15 protein-coding genes and 1 tRNA gene are annotated in these 19,660 nt (G+C 37.6%); 12 read left to right on the top strand and 4 right to left on the bottom strand.

Translation table 11 applies throughout. The features are described from left to right. The first annotated feature begins 95 nt into the window (after nucleotides 1-95). The 6 genes from purL to pth all read left to right on the top strand — a co-directional run bounded on the left by purL (nucleotide 96) and on the right by pth (nucleotide 8,776). Entirely contained in the window at nucleotides 96-3,773 is a 3,678-nt protein-coding gene (purL, locus tag AAOP42_RS09465) for a phosphoribosylformylglycinamidine synthase (RefSeq protein WP_349528253.1), read from the top strand. 108 nt (nucleotides 3,774-3,881) lie between these two features. Further along, the gene (locus AAOP42_RS09460) at nucleotides 3,882-6,092 is read left to right on the top strand and encodes a TonB-dependent receptor (RefSeq protein WP_349528252.1); all 2,211 of its coding nucleotides are present in this window, start codon (nucleotides 3,882-3,884) and stop codon (nucleotides 6,090-6,092) included. 249 nt (nucleotides 6,093-6,341) lie between these two features. After that, nucleotides 6,342-6,414: transfer RNA gene (locus tag AAOP42_RS09455), tRNA-Gln, on the top strand. A gap of 72 nt (nucleotides 6,415-6,486) precedes the next feature. Further along, entirely contained in the window at nucleotides 6,487-7,422 is a 936-nt protein-coding gene (locus tag AAOP42_RS09450; RefSeq protein ID WP_502947651.1) for a ribose-phosphate pyrophosphokinase, read from the top strand. Nucleotides 7,423-7,441: 19 nt separating this feature from the next. Continuing rightward, nucleotides 7,442-8,068: a 50S ribosomal protein L25/general stress protein Ctc gene (locus tag AAOP42_RS09445; RefSeq protein ID WP_349528251.1), complete on the top strand. Its 627-nt coding sequence runs from the start codon at nucleotides 7,442-7,444 to the stop codon at nucleotides 8,066-8,068. Between the two features lie 147 nt (nucleotides 8,069-8,215). Further along, the gene (pth, locus tag AAOP42_RS09440) at nucleotides 8,216-8,776 is read left to right on the top strand and encodes an aminoacyl-tRNA hydrolase (protein WP_349528250.1); all 561 of its coding nucleotides are present in this window, start codon (nucleotides 8,216-8,218) and stop codon (nucleotides 8,774-8,776) included. 6 nt (nucleotides 8,777-8,782) lie between these two features. Here pth and AAOP42_RS09435 read toward each other — a convergent pair whose 3' ends face one another. Next, entirely contained in the window at nucleotides 8,783-10,036 is a 1,254-nt protein-coding gene (locus AAOP42_RS09435) for an ABC transporter permease (protein WP_349528249.1), read from the bottom strand. Between the two features lie 195 nt (nucleotides 10,037-10,231). Between AAOP42_RS09435 and queA the strand changes: the two genes are divergently transcribed. Both queA and AAOP42_RS09425 read left to right on the top strand, forming a co-directional pair. Then, nucleotides 10,232-11,278 (top strand): tRNA preQ1(34) S-adenosylmethionine ribosyltransferase-isomerase QueA, encoded by a 1,047-nt coding sequence (queA, locus tag AAOP42_RS09430; protein WP_349528248.1) that lies wholly within the window; start codon nucleotides 10,232-10,234, stop codon nucleotides 11,276-11,278. A 100-nt stretch (nucleotides 11,279-11,378) separates the two neighbouring features. Next, a complete protein-coding gene (locus AAOP42_RS09425) occupies nucleotides 11,379-12,041 on the top strand; it encodes a 2-C-methyl-D-erythritol 4-phosphate cytidylyltransferase (protein ID WP_349528247.1) in 663 nt (220 codons plus the stop codon). A gap of 50 nt (nucleotides 12,042-12,091) precedes the next feature. Here the strand turns inward: AAOP42_RS09425 and AAOP42_RS09420 are convergent, their stop codons facing one another. Both AAOP42_RS09420 and AAOP42_RS09415 read right to left on the bottom strand, forming a co-directional pair. After that, nucleotides 12,092-12,313, bottom strand: a complete 222-nt coding sequence (locus AAOP42_RS09420) for a DUF2795 domain-containing protein (RefSeq protein WP_349528246.1) — start codon at nucleotides 12,311-12,313, stop codon at nucleotides 12,092-12,094. A gap of 180 nt (nucleotides 12,314-12,493) precedes the next feature. After that, the gene (locus AAOP42_RS09415) at nucleotides 12,494-13,783 is read right to left on the bottom strand and encodes a DUF349 domain-containing protein (protein WP_349528245.1); all 1,290 of its coding nucleotides are present in this window, start codon (nucleotides 13,781-13,783) and stop codon (nucleotides 12,494-12,496) included. 163 nt (nucleotides 13,784-13,946) lie between these two features. Between AAOP42_RS09415 and ettA the strand changes: the two genes are divergently transcribed. Further along, complete coding sequence (ettA, locus tag AAOP42_RS09410; RefSeq protein ID WP_349528244.1) at nucleotides 13,947-15,626, top strand: energy-dependent translational throttle protein EttA; 1,680 nt, start codon at nucleotides 13,947-13,949, stop codon at nucleotides 15,624-15,626. Nucleotides 15,627-15,964: 338 nt separating this feature from the next. Here ettA and AAOP42_RS09405 read toward each other — a convergent pair whose 3' ends face one another. Further along, entirely contained in the window at nucleotides 15,965-16,273 is a 309-nt protein-coding gene (locus AAOP42_RS09405) for a hypothetical protein (protein ID WP_349528243.1), read from the bottom strand. A gap of 162 nt (nucleotides 16,274-16,435) precedes the next feature. Between AAOP42_RS09405 and AAOP42_RS09400 the strand changes: the two genes are divergently transcribed. From AAOP42_RS09400 to AAOP42_RS09390, 3 genes are all read left to right on the top strand, one after another. After that, complete coding sequence (locus AAOP42_RS09400) at nucleotides 16,436-17,092, top strand: class I SAM-dependent methyltransferase (protein ID WP_349528242.1); 657 nt, start codon at nucleotides 16,436-16,438, stop codon at nucleotides 17,090-17,092. Nucleotides 17,093-17,254: 162 nt separating this feature from the next. Continuing rightward, on the top strand, nucleotides 17,255-18,919 hold the full coding sequence (locus AAOP42_RS09395) for a glutamine--tRNA ligase/YqeY domain fusion protein (protein WP_349528241.1): 1,665 nt from the start codon (nucleotides 17,255-17,257) through the stop codon (nucleotides 18,917-18,919). Between the two features lie 49 nt (nucleotides 18,920-18,968). Then, on the top strand, nucleotides 18,969-19,649 hold the full coding sequence (locus tag AAOP42_RS09390) for a nitroreductase family protein (protein WP_349528240.1): 681 nt from the start codon (nucleotides 18,969-18,971) through the stop codon (nucleotides 19,647-19,649). Nucleotides 19,650-19,660: the final 11 nt, after the last annotated feature.

The following is a 19,660-nucleotide window of genomic DNA, read 5'->3' as shown; positions in this document are numbered from 1 at the left end:
GTTTTCTTCAATTAAATTTTGGGCTTAAAGATTCTCGGGTACTAGATTTAGAAATAAATCTTACTTTTGCGAAATAGAATCGAACTGGCATTCCAATGATCTCAATTTTCAAAAAAGACAACAACACTTTTTACGCAATAAAATCTTTAAAACCCCTCACGGATCAGGACAATAGCAAACTGAGTTGGCTGCTTGGGGATGCTGAGAAATTAGAAGATTCTGAGATCAAAGGAGGGTTTGTAGGTCCACGCCGGGAAATGGTAACACCCTGGAGTACCAATGCGGTGGAAATCACCCAAAACATGGGAATTGAAGGAATAGAGCGGATAGAAGAGTTTTATGTGAATGCGGAGTTTGATCCAATGCTCATGCATAAATATGATGCCATTGATCAGGATATTTTCACCATAGACAAAATGCCTGATGCTATATTGGATATAGAAGATATAGCAGAATATAATAAAAAGGAGGGCTTGGCACTGAATGATGAAGAGGTGACATATCTGGAAAGTGTGAGCAAAGATTTGGGAAGGAAATTGACAGACAGTGAAGTATTTGGATTCTCTCAGGTGAATTCTGAACATTGTCGGCATAAAATCTTCAATGGCACTTTTATCATTGATGGAGAGGAAAAACCGGAATCACTTTTTAAGTTGATTAAAAAAACATCAAAGGAAAATTGGGGACTGATTGAGTCTGCTTATAAAGACAATGTGGCTTTTGTCAAGGGACCGATGATGGAACAATTTGCTCCCGCTACCCAAGACAAGCCTGATTATTTCGAAACAGGTGAGATTGAGTCTGTTTTGTCACTGAAGGCTGAAACACATAATTTTCCGACTACAGTTGAGCCATTTAACGGTGCTGCTACAGGCTCGGGTGGAGAAATCCGGGATAGAATGGCTGGCGGTCAGGGGAGTATCCCGCTCGCAGGGACTGCCGTTTACATGACTTCATACCCAAGGCTTGAAAAAGGTAGAAAGTGGGAGGAAAACATCAGGGAAAGAAAATGGTTGTACCAAACGCCATTGGAAATACTGATTAAAGCATCAAATGGAGCCAGTGATTTTGGAAACAAGTTTGGGCAGCCTTTGATCTGTGGAAGCTTGTTGACATTTGAGCATGAGGAAGATGGCAGGATTCAGGGTTTTGACAAGGTAATCATGCAAGCCGGAGGAGTTGGCTATGGTAAGAAGGAAGATGCACAAAAAAAGGCCGTAAACAAGGGTGATAAAATAGTAATACTTGGTGGTGACAATTATCGAATTGGAATGGGAGGAGGGGCTGTGTCCTCTGTTGCTACAGGAGAATATGCTAATGCCATTGAACTCAATGCTGTTCAGCGATCCAATCCTGAAATGCAAAAAAGAGTTTCAAATACGATTCGGGCATTGGTAGAAAGCAAGAACAATCCAATTATTTCAGTTCACGATCATGGGGCAGGAGGGCACCTCAATTGTCTTTCTGAATTGGTTGAAGAAACCGGAGGAAACATTGACATTAATAAATTGCCAGTAGGAGATTCAACCCTTTCTGATAAAGAAATAATAGGCAATGAGTCTCAGGAAAGAATGGGACTGGCTATCAAAGAGAAGGATATTGAATTGCTTACAAAAATAGCAGATAGAGAAAGAGCTCCTATATATACTGTTGGAGAAGCAACAGGTGATAATAAATTTGTGTTGAGTAGAAATGGCGGTAAAAAGGCTGCCATTAACTGGGGGTTGTCGCACATGTTTGGATCTGCACCTAAAACAGTGCTGGTAGATAAAAATATCCGTACTAATTATAAAGAACCTGAATACAATTCTAAAAAACTTGAGCAACACCTTGAAAGAGTTCTCCAATTGGAAGGCGTGGCTTGTAAAGATTGGTTGACTAATAAAGTAGATAGATCGGTAACAGGAAGAGTGGCCAAGCAACAAACTTGTGGAGAAATCCAATTGCCATTGAACAATGTAGCTGTGATGGCTCTGGATTTTGTAAACAACAAAGGGATTGCAACATCTCTGGGGCATGCGCCAGTAGCCGCATTGGCTGATCCCGTGAAAGGCTCTAAACTGGCTATAGCCAAAAGTTTAACCAACCTGATTTGGGCTCCTTTGGCTCATGGACTGGGAGGTGTTTCATTGAGTGCTAACTGGATGTGGCCTACAAAAACAGAAGGAGAAAACGCCAGATTATACAAAGCAGTAGAGGCGATCAGTGAATTTGCCGTTGAACTGGGAATTAACGTACCAACAGGTAAAGATTCTCTTTCTATGTCTCAAAAATATGCAGATGGACAAACTGTTGATTCCCCGGGTACGGTTATTATTTCTGCGATAAGTGAAGTGTCAGACATCACTAAAGTGTTGAGTCCTAATCTTAAACCGATTGAAGGCTCTAAAATTATTTATATTCCCCTTACAGACAATCAATTTGAGTTGGGGGGCAGTAGCTTTGCACAATCTGTAAATGCTATTGGAAATACACCACCTAAGCTTAAGCAAGCTTCAGATATAAAAACTATATTTAAGACAGTACAACAGCTTATTTCAGAAGGTAAAATTTTGTCAGGTCATGATGTTTCTTCAGGAGGATTTGTTACCTCTTTGCTCGAAATGAATTTCCCAAATACCAAAATGGGAATGAACCTTGATTTATCCACTTTTAGTGATACAGAATTGGTTAAAGTGCTTTTTAGCGAAAATCCGGCACTGATTTTACAGGTTGATGATATTGATGCTGTTGAAGCATTAGAAAAAGATGGTGTTGATTTTGAGGACATTGGAGTAGTAAGTAAACAACGAGAGATCAGAATTCACCATGATTCAACTTTTGTAGCTTTGGATATTGACTACTACAGAGATGTGTGGTTTAAAACATCATACCTGCTGGATCAATCTCAAACCAGCAACAACCTGGCTCAGGATCGTTTTGATAATTACAAAAACCAGCCACTTCAATTTAATTTTCCTAAAAATTGGGCAGGGAGTCTTGAAGCATCGGGGTTGAACAATAGGAGAAAAAACAAGTCTGGTATTAAAGCTGCTATCATAAGGGAAAAGGGTGTAAATGGTGATCGTGAAATGGCCTATTCACTTTATCTGGCAGGTTTTGATGTGAAAGATGTACACATGACGGATCTTATTTCAGGAAGAGAAGATTTATCCGATGTGAATATGATTGTTTTTGTAGGTGGTTTTTCCAACTCCGATGTATTAGGATCCGCAAAGGGATGGGCAGGAGCATTTATGTACAATGAAAAAGCGAAGAATGCTTTGGATAACTTTTACAAAAGAGAAGACACGCTGAGCCTTGGTGTTTGCAACGGTTGCCAACTGATGATGGAACTGGGATTGATTTTTCCTGAAATGAGTGACCATCCTAAAATGAAGCACAACGATTCTCATAAATTTGAATCGACATTTGTTGATGTTACTATTCCAAAAAATGATTCTGTAATGTTTGGAGTGCTATCCGGAACGAGAATGGGTGTATGGCTTGCGCATGGAGAAGGTAAGTTTGATTTGCCGGGTAATGAAAGTGATTATAATATAGGTTGCAAATTTAGCTATAGCGAGTATCCTGGAAACCCTAATGGATCAGATTATAATGTAGCTGCGGTGTATTCTAACGATGGAAGGCATTTTGCAATCATGCCGCACCTAGAAAGGGCTATTTTCCCCTGGAACTGGGCACATTACCCTGAAAGACAAGATGAAGTTTCACCTTGGATTCTTCCTTTTATTGAAGCAAGAAAATGGGTAGAAGAAAAAGCAACTAAGTGATTGTAACTAAAAAAAGTAATTGATCTTATTTTAGTTTCAGAAATCTATTCCTTGTTGTAGTTTCGTATGTAGAATCAAATTCAATTAAAACCAGTAATTATTGAATCAATGAAACTAAAACTACTCGTAATTTTACTTCACATTTCTATACTAGTTTGTGCTCAGGACAAGTCAACAGGTAGAATTGTAGATGGCCAAACCGGAGATCCGATAGAGTTTGTGACCATTTATGATAAAACGAGTGAAAACCATGCCCATACAGATGTTAATGGGAATTTTGTCTTGAAGGAAGTCAGTGCGGGAGATTCTATTTTAATATCAATGGTTGGATACACACGTGTTCAGTTTATTGCAAATAAAGAAACCAATTGGAATATCAAAATGGAGCCAGCTCCTATCGAATTAGGGCAGGTGGTTATCATGTCTGATATAAATGCAATATCCCGAATTAGCGATGTGCAACTTAAACTAAACCCTGTAAACTCTTCGCAGGAAATATTGAGAAAAGTACCGGGTCTGTATATATCTCAACATGCAGGCGGAGGCAAGGCTGAGCAAATATTCCTGCGTGGGTTTGATATAGACCATGGTACAGACATACAAATTACAGCCGATGGTATCCCTGTGAATATGGTTTCTCATGCACATGGGCAGGGCTATGCTGATTTACATTTTCTAATTCCTGAAACGGTAAAAGGAATTGATTTTGGCAAAGGGCCTTACTATGCGCAAAAGGGAAACTTTACTACTGCCGGGTATGTGAACTTTAAAACCCGGGACAGGATTGATGGTAATTTCATTAAACTGGAAGGAGGAAGCTTTAATACCTCTCGTATGGTAAGCATGATTGATTTATTTAGCGGATCAGGTAATTCGGATGGCTATTTGGCTACAGAGTACCTAATGACTGATGGTCCTTTTGATTCGCCTCAAAACTTCAATCGACTAAATATATTTGGAAAATATACTACTCAGATCAATAACAATTTTCTTAAAGTACAAGTTTCCAACTTTCAGAGTAAATGGGATGCTTCAGGGCAAATTCCGTTGAGGGCTGTTGAGCAGATAGGAAGGTTTGGAGCCATAGACGATACCGAAGGAGGCCAAACTTCCAGACAAAATTTTCTGATAGACTATACAACTACGTTGAGCGAAAATCAATTCGTAAAAACGAAAGCGTATATGTCCAATTATGATTTTGAACTGTATTCTAATTTCACCTTTTTTTTAGAAGACCCTGTTAATGGAGATCAGATAAAGCAAAAAGAAAGTAGAAAAATATATGGATTACAATCAAGTTACAATTATAATACTTCTGTGTTTTCGGGAGATTTTGCCATCGAAAGTGGAGCAGGATTTAGGTATGATGACATTGATGGTAATGAATTGTCACACACCCGCAACCGGAGAGAAACCCTGATTCCAATTGCACTGGCTGATATTGATGAAGTCAATGGTTTTTTATTTTCTGATTTTACCTGGGAAAGAAACAAGTGGCTGGTCAATTTTGGAGCAAGATTAGACCAGTTTAGGTTTGAGGAAGTGGATGCATTGCAGTCAACCTATCAACGTAAGTCCAAGACTCAGGCATTTTTTTCTCCTAAGTTAAACGTGGTTTACAGGGCTAATGATCAGTTTCAGTTTTATGCTAAAACAGGAAGAAGCTTTCATAGCAATGATGCAAGGGTAGTATTAGATGCAGCAGCCATCAATACTTTGCCTGCTGCTTTGGGATTTGATCTTGGTACTGTTTACAGGCCTTTTGAGCGTCTGTTTGTGGATATTGCCTATTGGCATTTGTCACTTGAGCAGGAATTCGTGTATGTAGGCGATGGTGGTATTGTAGAACCAAGTGGGAGAACAAAAAGGTCTGGTATTGATTTTGGCTTGACATATCAGGTTACTGACAATTTGTTTGCCTATAGCAATATCAACTATGCCAATCCTAAATCCATAGATGAAGTCGAAGGAGCCAATTATATTCCTTTGGCACCAACATTTACCAGTTCAGGAGGAATGTCTTATCAGGGAAAAAGAATAAGTGGGAGTATAAAATACAGGTATCTGAAAGATAGAGCAGCCAATGAGACCAATTCAGTGGTTGCACAAGGTTATTTTGTTTCCGATATGAATATCAATTACAATCGCCCTTTTTGGTCGTTTGGAGTTTCTGTAGAAAACATATTCAATACCGAATGGAGAGAAGCACAGTTTGATACCGAGTCAAGGCTGTCAGGAGAAGCCAGTTCAGTTTCAGAAATACACTTTACACCGGGAGTTCCTTTTTTCTTGAAGGCCGGGCTTACATTTAAGTTTTGATTGATTCAACATATCATTTGCTTTACTGCTGGTAGAAAGGGGTGGCTTTTTTCAATACAGACTGGTTGTATTCTAGTTGTGGAAATTACGCAATTACATGGAGGTATCCTTAGAGGAATCCTGATTTGAGCGACTCGAACCAATAGAGAAAAAAACACGTAATTAATTTTCACCTTTTTATCGTAAATACTTTCTAATTAAAAAACAGAATACTAATTTTGTGTTCCCAAATTAAGAGGGGTATAAGATTGGCCTATGGTGTAACTGGCAACACGTCTGGTTTTGGTCCAGAAGAGTCTAGGTTCGAGCCCTAGTAGGCCAACAAAAAAGAATGATCCCGATCCCTGATCCCAGTAAAGAGGGATGGATCGGGATATTTTTTTAACAAATAAAGATGACATCATCAGTAAAATTATTTGCGGGGCAAGGGTCGCAGAATCTTGCAAGAAGCATAGCTCAACACTATGGCAAGCCATTAGGAGCGTGTAATTCTGAACGGTTTAGTGATCAGGAACTTTCTTTCAGTTTCAGTGAGTCTGTCAGAGGGTGCGATGTGTTTTTAATACAATCCACATATGCCCCTACGGACAATATTATGGAGCTTTTGCTCATGATAGACGCTGCGAGAAGGGCAAGTGCCAAGTACGTAACAGTGGTCGCTCCTTATTTTGGCTATGCGAGACAAGACCGTAAAGACAAGCCAAGGGTAACCATTGCAGCTAAACTGATGGCAAATTTATTGCAGGCTGCTGGTGCTAACAGGATAATGACCTGCGACCTTCATGCTGATCAGATTCAGGGCTTTTTTGATATTCCGGTTGATCATTTAGACGGGTCTTCCATTTTTGTTCCTTATATTAAAAGTTTGAACCTTGAAAACTTGATGATAGCAGCTCCGGATGTGGGAGGAACTAAAAGGGCAAGGCAATACGCTAAATTTTTCAATGCAGAAATGGTGATTTGCGATAAGCATAGAAAACGAGCCAATGAGATCGCTTCTATGCAAATCATTGGTGATGTGACTGGAAAAGATGTAGTACTTGTTGATGACATTATCGATACTGCTGGTACTTTATGCAAGGCAGGCGATTTGGTAATGGAAAAAGGTGCTAACTCTGTAAGAGCAGTATGTACGCATGCTATCTTGTCAGGAAAGGCGTATGAAAATGTTGAAAATTCAGCATTGGAACAATTGGTGGTGACCGATAGTATCCCGCTTAAAAAAGAATTGTCAAAAATTAAAGTGCTTACCTTGGCCGAAATTATGGCAAAAGCTATCAGGAAGATTCATGATCATGAATCCATTAGTTCGTTATTTATAAATCATTAATAAACAAACATTTTATATTATGAAAACCATTGAGATTATAGGGTATAATAGAGCAAATCTCGGTAAATCAGAGTCCAAGAGGCTGAGAAATGAAAGCATGGTTCCTTGCGTAATTTACGGAGGAGAAGAGCAAATTCATTTTTATGCCCCAATGATATTATTCAGGGAGTTGGTTTATACAGGAGAAGCTCATTTCGTGCACTTAAACATTGAAGGAAAAGAATTTAAGTGTATTCTTCAGGATATTCAATTCCATCCGGTAAGTGAAATTATTTTACATGTTGACTTTCTTGAATTGTTTGAAGGAAAGCACATCAAAATGGATATTCCGGTTCACTTTATTGGACAATCTAAAGGCGTAACCAAAGGGGGTACTTTGGTGAAGAAAAGGAGGACATTGAAAGTTAATGCCCTTCCTAAGGACATGCCGGAGCACATAGATGTGGATATTACACCATTGGATTTTGGCCGTGCCATTAAGGTAAGTGAGGTTCCTTCTGAAAATTTCCAGATTCTGGATACACCTCAGGCGTCTGTAGCAGTTGTAGAAATACCGAGAGCTCTTAGAGGAAAAACCTCAACTGAAGAAGAGGAGGAAGCAACAGAAGCATCAGAGGATGCAGTGGAAGAATCAGCAGCAGAATAAGCTTTCTTTAAAAATAGTTATTATAAATCCTGCTCATTATATGGGCAGGATTTTTTGGTTTTAACAGAGGGAATTATTTTTGGTAGATAAAGTCATTGAATATTTTCTTTTACAACTACATGGAATTAGACTCTATAATAATAAAATATGAAATACCTGATAGCCGGATTGGGAAATATTGGTACTGAGTATGAGTTGACCAGACACAACATAGGATTTCTGGTGTTGGATCGTTTGATCGATAAATTTGATGGGAAATTTGAGCATGACCGACTTGCGTATGTTGCGGATTTTAAACACAAAGGCAGAGCAATCCATTTGATAAAGCCAACTACATATATGAACCTGAGTGGCAAGGCAGTGAACTACTGGATGAAAGAATTGAAAATCTCCAAAGAAAATGTACTGGTTGTAACTGATGATATCGCTCTTCCTTTTGGAAAACTTAGGATGAGAGCGAAAGGAAGTAATGCAGGGCATAATGGGCTTAAAAACATAGAACAGATACTAGGTGGAAATGATTACGCCAGATTGAGGTTTGGAGTAGGAAATGACTTTGCTAAAGGAAAGCAGGTAGATTTTGTGCTTAGTAATTTTGATCAGGATCAGATGGCCAATATCACAGAACGTATCGACAAAGCATGTGAAATGATCTTGTCGTTTTGCTCAATTGGAATTGAACGTACTATGAATTTTTACAACGAATAGTGTGTATTAATTTGTTCTTATGGCAATTACAGGGTCTAGTCTTGCAGCCATAGCAGCAGGAATTATTCCGGATAGAATTCCAATAAAACAAGATACTCCTAACCCTATGACTATATTTTTAGCAGTCATTACCAGTTCCAGAGATCCCAATTGCAGGAAAGTAAGTAAATAGACCATTGCCAAACCAATTAAACCACCTAGAAGGCTTAGGAAAACAGATTCAAAGAGAAACTGGTAAAGAATGAAATAATTTTTAGCTCCCAATGACTTTTGAATTCCGATAATGTTCGTTCTTTCTCTTACGGATACAAACATTATATTGGCAATTCCAAAACCTCCCACCAGTATGGAAAAGCTACCAATGATTGCTCCGGCAATACCTAGTATATCAAATGTGTTTCCAATAAAATTACTTAGTGCTTCCGGCTTGTTCAACGCAAAATCATCATCTTCCTTTGGTTTAAGCCCCCTTCTGCCACGCATTAAGCCTCTTAATTCCCCTTCTAGTTTAAACAATCCCGGATCATCTTTTTTTCCTTTCAAACTGATTGAAGAACCTATTCCATATTTTCTGCCTACATAGTACAATTTGGTAAAACTTTTATAAGGAATGTAAATATTGTCATCATTGCTTGGGGTACCTATGAAACTTTCACCTTCTTCTTTAAGAGTACCTATTATGGTGTATTTCAGTCCTTTTATTTTGATTTCCTGTCCCAGGGGAGATTGAAAAGGAAACAGTTCTTTTACCAGTCGGTTTCCCGCTATAGCCACATTTACAGCGTTTTCTGTTTCCTGAATACTGAAAAAACGGCCTGTTTCGATAGGTATATCATATACAGTGTTGTGCCCATAAGAAGCCCCAACTATACTTATGCCCCCACTACTGCTGTTTTTGTTTTTAACAGTTACGCCTCCTTTGCTTGCAAAAATTGTAATTCCTGATTGGTTGTTGGCATTTTTAGATAAAAATTTATACTCATCATAGGTTGGGTAAGGCCTGTTCAGGTATTTCCACCATGGATATTGGCCACCTCCAAAAGAGTAAGGCCATTTTTCAACATTAATATTATCAGACCCTAAAAAATCAAAACTTTTATTGATACTTCTTTCCAATGAATCAACTAAAGTAAACACGGCTATAATTGCAAAAATACCAACAGTGACTCCTAAAAGAGATAAAGTTGTCCTCAATAGATTGGCTTTTAGGGCTTGCCAGGCAAATCTAAAACTCTCCAAAACCAGTCTGAATATTTTCATTGTTGAAATATTTTAATTACACCTAAACTTTATAGTTACATTTTACTAATTTTGCACACTAATTTTTAATCCAGTATAGAATCAACCAATTTCACATTCAAAACTGATTATGAAAATACTTTTGCAAGTTAATGATTCAACTAACAATATTTTCATAAATATTTCTTCCCTACTACGTAATTTAATTAATAACGAATGAAATTATCCGAGTTCAAATTTGACCTGCCGCCAGGTCTTCTAGCTTTATATCCAACTGAAAATAGAGACGAATCTCGTCTGATGGTAGTCCATAAAGATTCAGGTAAGATAGAACATAAGGTTTTCAAGGATATAATTGATTACATGGATGAAGGTGATGCCATGATCACTAACGATACAAAAGTTTTTCCTGCAAGGCTATACGGTAATAAAGAAAAGACAGGTGCAAAAATTGAAGTTTTTTTATTGAGGGAACTGAATAAAGAACTTTTCCTTTGGGATGTATTGGTAGATCCGGCCAGAAAAATCAGAGTTGGAAATAAATTATATTTTGGGGAGGGTGATTTGGTAGCTGAGGTAATCGACAATACTACTTCCAGAGGAAGGACTATTCGTTTTTTGTTTGACGGCACTAACGAGGAATTTTACAAAGCCATTGATGAGTTAGGGGAAACACCAGTTCCAAGAGAAATTCAAAGAAAGGCAGAGCCGGAAGATAAAGAGCGTTTTCAGACAATTTATGCTGATAAGATTGGAGCTGTATCGGCACCTTCTGCAGGAATGCACTTTACCAGGCACTTGCTAAAAAGATTGGAATTGAAAGGTGTGGATGTGAGCCCAATTACTTTGCATATTGGATTGGGTTCTTTTAGGTCTGTGGATGTAGAAGATCTCACTAAGCACAAAATGGATTCGGAGAATTATATTGTCCCTGAAACTACGGCCAGGTTGGTAAATGAGAAGTTGGAAGAGAAAAAGAAAGTAATTGCTGTAGGAACAACTGTTTTGCGCACATTGGAGTCATCAGTTTCTGCTAATGGACGATTGAAAGCAAATGAGGGTTGGACAGACAAGTTTTTATTCCCTCCTTTTGAGTTTAAAATATGTAAAGGGCTGATTACTAATTTCCACTTACCTCAATCCACACTATTGATGAACGTAAGTGCTTTTGGAGGTTTTGAATTGGTACAAGAAGCCTATCAGGTTGCCATCAAAGAAAAGTACAGATTCTTTTCTTATGGAGATGCTATGTTGATTATCTAAAAACAGAAAAAATAGATTCAGTAAAAACTTCGGCCTTCTGGTTGAAGTTTTTTTTTGTGCCCTTAGTTCATAAATTGCAGCATCGAGTAGAATCAATGAAATGAATAAATACGCAATAATAGTAGCAGGAGGCAGAGGGATAAGGATGGGGATGGATGTGCCTAAGCAGTTTTTAATTTTAGCACAAAAGCCGGTATTAATGCATACTTTGGAGGCATTTCATGAAGCCATACCTGATCTTCAGATTATATTGGTGCTTCCTTCAGATCAAATTAAAACCTGGGAATTGCTCAAGGAGGAGTATTCCTTTGGTATTGTCCACAAAATAGTAGGAGGAGGTGAAACAAGATTTGATTCTGTGAAAAATGGACTAAACCTGGTTTCAGAAGATAGTTTAGTCGCCATTCATGATGGAGTTCGTCCTCTTGTTTGTAAAGAAATCATTATTCAATCTTTTGACGAAGCTTCTGTTTTTGGAAATGCGGTAACATCAGTAAAATTAAAAGAATCAATCAGGAAAATAAGTGAGAACGGCAACAGGTCTGTAGATCGTAATGCTTACCGATCAATACAGACACCACAAACTTTTAAGTCATCTTTAATTAAAAGTGCCTTTGACAGGGCTAAGCATTCTGACTTTACTGATGATGCCGGAGTATTAGAAAATAGTGGTGTGAAAATACACCTGATAGATGGAGATTATACCAATATCAAAATTACAACAAAGGATGATTTGTTGTTTGCAGAATCTTTATTGAAATAAAAAAAGCCTTTTCCAGGTCAGAAAAGGCTTTTGGTATGCTTAATTTTTTATTAGTATTCATCCTCATTAAAGAAGAAATCTTCTTTAGTAGGATAATCAGGCCAGATTTCTTCAATATTTTCATAAGGCTGACCGTCATCTTCTAATTCCTGAAGGTTCTCAACTACCTCCAGTGGAGCTCCGGATCTAATTGAATAATCAATCAATTCATCCTTTGAAGCAGGCCAAGGTGCATCCTCGAGATATGACGCTAATTCTAATGTCCAGTACATATTATTACCCTCCTTTTACGTGTTTTTCAATAATCCTGCAAAAATATATTTTATATTGTCAAATCAAACAAATTTCTATTTTTATTCAGAGTCTGAAATATTGCCAGATGCAAGTCTGATTTTATTCTGATAGCTTAATATAGACAGACTTTTTGACAAAATTGAGTGTGTTGAGGAAACTTACTTCTTTGAACCTTCTGTTTTTTTAAATTGCAATTCCTTCAAAATAGACTTTTTTGCTAAGACTCTCTTTTCTTGATTTTGCAATTTTTTCTCTAGCATGTCAACAAACGATCCTTTATTTACATGCATATTGTCTAAGTTCATTTTGAAGGTTTCCAGTTCACTTTTGTCTCTAGTCAATAACTCCTTAACCAACCTATTTAGCAATTTGTTTCTTTCTTCAACATCCTTTTTTACAAAACCCTTAAATTTTCGGTTGGCTAATTGAAAAATAAATGCTTTTTCAGAAATAGAGTCGAGTGCGCTAAGGTAAGATTTGTTTAAAACCTCCACTTGATCTTTTGGTACTCTTCCTATTGATTTCCACATTTTTTTGGCGGTTTCTACCGAAAGTTTGGTATCCTGATGAAGTGACTTTTTTTCCAGCTCCTGAAACTGCTCAATGATGGCTTGTTTGAGTTTTAAATTGCCTTTAACATCCTCTTTGACTGCTGATTTCTGCCTGTCAACTTTAAGATCCTTATAAAACTCTTTGCAAAGACTCCAATATTTTTCATTTCTAACCTTGTACTCTTTGATGGGTACGTGCCCTATTGTTTGCCAGTCCTTTTGTAGCTGAGATACTTTGCTGGTATGTTTGTGTAAGTCCTTACTCCTGATTATTTCTTCAAGCTCTGAGATTACAGAATCGTATTTGTTTATACGAGAATCCGTCAGCTTCTTTTTGTCATCAAAAAACGATTGGCGTTTATCAAAAAATGATTGAGTCATTTCAGAAAAACGGTTCTCTAATTCTTTGTTGACAGAATCTTCAGCATTACCTGTTTTGATCCACCTCGTTCTTATGTCTTTGATAGTTACCCCAGCTTCGTGGAAGTCATTGTTTTTCAAAGCTTGTTCTAATTCCAGAATTAAAGCCTGCTTGATCTCTGTATTCCTTTTTCTATTACTTTGTATCAGGTCTTCAATTTGATTTTCATATAAAGTAATTTTATTGAAAATGGAATCATAGTCTCCCAGTCCGCTATGTGTTTGGAGTCGATCTTTTAAGTTGATCAATTTTGCCAAAAAAGACCCTTTGTTTTCTGTGCCTAGTATGCGATTTTCGATTTGAATAAACTCTGACAGGAATTTTTTATAAGCCTCTTCAAGTTCTTTGATGACTGTCAGTTTGCTTTCTTCCGAACAATCCCTTAGTACTATCGGATTACCCCCATTTACACCTGTTCTGAATATTTTATTGTCTTGGATAAAACCGTATGGAATCTCTTTTTCAGCCAATTTCAATCAATCATTTTTATGAGGGTGCAAATTTACGAATTCATCATAAAGACAAAATATTTTTAGCATATTTGTCAATTAAGAAAATATTACCAAAATGGTTTCAATATTTCCTTTTTCAGGTGTTTTTATTGCAGTAATCAAAAGTCAAAAAATAATAATCTAACAAATGAGTGACGAAAAAATAATTTTTTCAATGTCGGGAGTAAGTAAAATTTACCCTCCTCAAAAACAGGTTCTCAAAAACATTTATTTATCATTTTTTTATGGAGCTAAAATAGGAGTACTTGGATTGAATGGTTCAGGTAAATCCTCATTATTGAAAATTATTGCCGGGTTGGATACTGCTATAAGGGGTGAAGTTGTGTTCTCTAAAGATTATAGCATTGGTCTTTTGGAACAAGAGCCGCAGTTAGATCCTGGTAAAACTGTGAAAGAGTGTGTAGAAGAAGGTGTTCAGGAGATTGTTGATTTGTTGAAGCAGTTTGAAGATATCAATGCGAAATTTGGTGACCCTGAGATACTGGAAGATCCTGATAAAATGGATAAGCTAATTCAGGATCAAGCCAAAGTACAGGAAAAACTAGATGCAAATAATGCCTGGGAACTTGACTCAAGATTGGAAAGGGCAATGGATGCACTCAGAACTCCTCCCGGTGATGCTAAAATTGCTAATTTATCCGGAGGAGAAAAGAGAAGGGTGGCACTGTGCAGACTCCTGCTTCAGGAACCGGATGTATTGCTTCTGGATGAGCCGACTAACCACCTTGATGCAGAATCGGTACATTGGTTGGAGCAGCATTTGAAGCAGTATAAAGGTACAGTGATAGCTGTGACTCACGATCGATACTTTCTGGATAATGTAGCCGGATGGATTTTGGAATTGGATCGGGGAGAAGGTATTCCCTGGAAAGGAAATTATTCTTCATGGCTGGAGCAAAAGCAAAACAGACTTGCTCAGGAAGAGAAAACAGAATCCAAAAGACAGAAGACATTGCAGAGAGAGTTGGAGTGGGTAAGGATGACTCCTAAAGGCCGGGGTGTCAAAGCCAAAGCAAGGTTGAAATCTTACGATGATTTACTGAGTGAAAATGCAAATGAAAAAGAAGCGAAATTGGAGTTGTTTATTCCCGCCGGGCCAAGGTTGGGTTCGAAGGTGATAGAAGCTACTGGTGTTTCAAAATCATTTGGAGATAAATTGCTTTATGAAAATTTGAGTTTTTCTCTACCGCAAGGTGGTATAGTTGGTATTGTTGGTCCCAATGGAGCTGGTAAAACAACGCTTTTTAATCTGATTACAGGAAAGGAAAAACCTGATGCAGGTACATTCGATGTAGGTTCAACAGTGAAGCTTGCCTACGTGGATCAGGAGCACGATGATCTTGATCCTGATAAAACAGTTTGGGAAGCTATTTCTGAAGGAAATGAATTAATAGAACTTGGTGGAAGACAGATTAATTCACGAGCCTATGTCAGTAAGTTTAACTTCAACGGATCTGATCAGGGAAAGAAAGTGGGAGTACTATCCGGAGGAGAAAGAAACAGAGTACACCTGGCACTTACACTGAAAAAAGGTGCTAATGTGCTGTTGCTCGATGAGCCCACCAATGATTTGGATGTAAATACTTTGAGGGCTTTGGAAGAAGCATTGGAAAACTTTGGTGGTTGTGCGGTAATCATTTCTCACGATCGTTGGTTTCTTGATAGGGTTTGTACCCATACTTTATCATTCGAAGGAGACAGCCAGGTGACTTATTTTGAGGGGCCATTTTCAGAATATGAAGAAAATAAAAGAAAGCGTCTCGGGGATGTTGAACCTAAAAGAATTAGATATAAAAAACTTCAATAGTTTCTTATTATGATTTGAGAAAAAACATCAGGCTGGTTTTGAATGATTAAGAGATGAGATTGCTATTGTGCGTGGATGTGTCATTCTCAATGTCGGCAGACAGGCTGGAAAAATATACCCCAACTCTACCAAAAGATACATTTCGCCCAGGATCTGCTTATTAAATTTGCCTGTCTGTCGACATTGAGAGGAATTTAGTTATAATAAATTCCAATATAACATGTAATACTTGTCAACCACTTTTTGGTTGAATATAAATGAACCGAGCTCGGTTTAGTGTTATCAATGAACCATTAAACAGAGCTTTATAAAACCGAACTCGGGTTCAGGCTATCAGACTAATTTTGCCAAACTTTGTGATTTTTTGCCTCTGGTCCCATTAGCTTTTTCTTATCATTAGCGGTTGAGACGAGAGTCACACTCTGGAATTTCTCTTTATTTTCCCATGGTTTGTGATTTTTTGCCTCTGGCCCCATCAATTTCTTATCAGATTTATCAAATGTTACTAAAGTTGCATGGGACTTGTTTTTGTCTTTCCATGGTTTGTAATTTTTTGCAGCCGGGCCTTTTAGACCATTTCTTGTTTGTCCATAACCAATAGAAAAGAACAAAAGAATTGCAGGAAGGATTAAAACTACTTTTTTCATCTTTGTGATCTGTTTTATTTTACTTGAATTATTCCTCAATTTTAAGAAGAACATAGATGTTTTAAACTCCGATGAAAACGGTAATTATAAATGGTAACATTTCGGTAGGTTTGTGTAAGTATAAATACTGATAAAATAAGGAATGTCAAATTATTTGAAAGAATGGATGAAGAAACCCTGAAAGCTATCGCCAATCAGCTAAGGCAGCCAAGTGGTGAATACGCTATAGAAGTGGCCAAAAAAATGAATGAAGGGAATAGGCAGATAAATCTGCATACCATCGAAGCACTTCAATTGGCGGCTGGCGATAACATTCTTGAAATTGGAATGGGAAATGGTTTTTTTGTCAAGGATATCCTGTCAATAGATGATACTATCAAATACTCAGGCTGTGATTTTTCGCAGGCTATGGTGGATGAGGCATCCAGGCATAACAAGGATTTTATTGAAACCAGGCGGGCTCAATTTTACTTTGCAAGTGCAACCCGGCTTCCTTTTGAAGAAGAGACCTTTAATAAAGTGTTTTCAGTTAATACGCTTTATTTTTGGGACAATCCAAAATTGATTCTTACTGAAATTTCAAGGGTTCTGAAACCTGAAGGGTTGATAGTAATATCTATAAGGCCAAAGGTGATCATGCAAGATTATCCTTTTGTGAAATTTGGTTTTGAAATGTATGAAAAGGAACAACTTATGGATTTATTAACCCAAAACAATTTTAAAGTAACGTCCGCAATAGAGAAAGAAGAACCAAATCAGGAAATAGATGGACAAATGATGAAAGTTGCTACATTAATTGTTTGTGCGGAGAAAAAATAAGGAACTTTCATTATTCTGTTTCAGAGATTTACAGGTTCTAAGTCATTCTTTTTCATTTCTATAGAACACTTACATTAATTTACATTCCCACTGAATTCATAATGACAGTTGATGGTTGTCAGGTGTATTTTGACTAAAATTGCGCTTTTAAATATCGAGACTATGAGTGAGGAAAGAGAATCACTGAATTTTTTGGAGCAAATGATCGAAAAAGACATTGCTAGTGGTAAGCATGGAGGTAGAGTGCATACTCGTTTTCCTCCTGAGCCAAATGGCTATTTACATATTGGGCATGCTAAGTCAATCTGCTTAAATTTTGGTATAGCTGCCAAATATAATGGTCTGTGTAATCTTAGGTTCGACGACACCAATCCCGAAAAAGAAGATGTAGAGTACGTAGATTCGATAAAAGATAATATCAAATGGTTGGGTTTTGATTGGGAAGACCGGGAATATTATGCCTCTGATAATTTTGATCAACTGTATGAGTTTGCAGTTAAACTGATCAAAAAAGGAAAGGCTTATATTGATGATGATTCGGCTGAGAAAATAAGTGCAGACCGTGGTACTCCAACCCGGCCTGGAGTAGAAAGCAGGTTTCGAAACCGAAGTGTAGAAGAGAATCTGGAGATGTTTGCCGGAATGAAAGAAGGCAAATATGAAGAAGGTGAAAAAGTATTGCGTGCCAATATTGATATGAGTTCGCCAATTATGCAGATGCGGGATCCGGTGATTTACCGTATCAAGAAAGTGGCACACCACCGTACAGGAGATAAATGGTGTATTTACCCTACCTATGATTTTGCACATGGTCAATCAGATTCGATTGAAAATATAACACATTCATTGTGTACATTGGAATTTGCTTCTCACAGGCCTCTTTACAATTGGTTTATCAAAGAATTAGAAATATTTCCTTCCGAACAAACTGAATTCGCAAGACTCAATCTTAGCTATACCATTGTGAGTAAGAGGAAACTTAAAGAATTGGTGGATGGGAATTATGTAACTGGGTGGGATGACCCCAGAATGCCTACACTATCCGGTATAAGAAGAAGAGGATATACTCCGGCATCCATCAGGAATTTTGCAGATAGAATAGGTGTGTCAAATAGAGATGGTATTATTGACGTGGCACTATTAGAGCATAGTGTTCGTGAAGATTTGAATAAAACAGCCAATCGTGTGCTGGGTGTTTTAGATCCGGTGAAATTGGTGATCACCAATTACCCTGAAGGTAAAACCGAAGATTTAGAGGCTGTTAATAATCCTGAAGATGAATCGGCGGGTAAAAGGACAATACCTTTTAGTAATGAAGTCTATATCGAACGGTCTGATTTCATGGAAGATCCACCAAAGAAATTTTTTAGATTAGGCCCTGATAGGGAAGTGAGGTTGAAATATGCCTACATTGTAAAATGCACTGGATTCAAGAAAGATGAAGTTACGGGTGAAGTAGTTGAAATATACTGCGAGTACGACCCTTCAACAAAAAGTGGACAGGATACCTCAGGTAAAAAAGTTAAGGGCACATTGGGATGGGTTTCTGCCAATCATGCAATTGATGCTGAAGTGAGGTTATATGATAGATTGTTTATCACTGAAAACCTCAATACAATTGATGATGACTTTAAGAATCATTTGAACCCTGACTCTCTGGAAATAAAACAAGCCAAAGTAGAACCCTCATTGGCAACAGCTAAAGTGGGAGATCAAATGCAATTTGAACGTCAGGGATATTTTATTCTGGATAAGGATTCAACAGAAGGAAGACATGTATTCAACAGGACAGTGACCTTGAGAGACAATTGGACTAAAAAAGGATAACCTCTTTTTAGTCTTCAAGACTGAAATATTGTTGAGTAGCTAAGAAGGTATGAAAACAAAACGTATTAATCAACATACTCATGTTTTGTACAATACTCCTCAATACACAGATAATGAGATAATTGAGAAGAGTATAGGGTTTTACCAGTGGTTAGAGACCAGAAGAACTGTTCGTGATATTTCCAGTGAAAGTATCCCATGTGAAGTAATAGAAAATATAGTAATGTCGGCTTCAACAGCTCCATCCGGAGCACATAAACAACCATGGACTTTCTGTGTGGTTTCTGATTCAGAGATTAAAAAGGAAATCAGAGAAGCGGCGGAAAAGGAAGAATACGAAAGTTATAATGGCCGTATGAGTGATAGGTGGAAAGGCGATCTTGCACCTATCGGCACTGATTGGAAGAAGCCATTTCTGGAAGAAGCACCATACCTGATTGTAGCGTTCAAACGAGTTTATGAAATTGATGAAGAAGGGAAAAAACACAACAACTATTATGTCAATGAGTCTGTAGGGATCGCATGTGGTTTGTTAATTGCAGCTATCCACAATGCCGGATTGGTAACGGTTACCCATACTCCCAGTCCGATGAATTTTCTGCAAAGAATACTTAAAAGGCCCGAAAATGAAAGACCTTTTTTACTGCTTCCGGTAGGTAAATCGAAGGGCGAAGTTTATGTACCGAATCTAAAAAGGAAGGAAAAAGAAGAAGTAATTAAGTTTTATTAAGTTACAATACC

The organism is Reichenbachiella sp. MALMAid0571, from assembly GCF_040151475.1.
GTDB lineage: Bacteria > Bacteroidota > Bacteroidia > Cytophagales > Cyclobacteriaceae > CAXBNB01.
The sequence above is the reverse complement of the archived record's forward strand: the minus strand, read 5'-3'. Positions and strand labels throughout refer to the sequence as shown.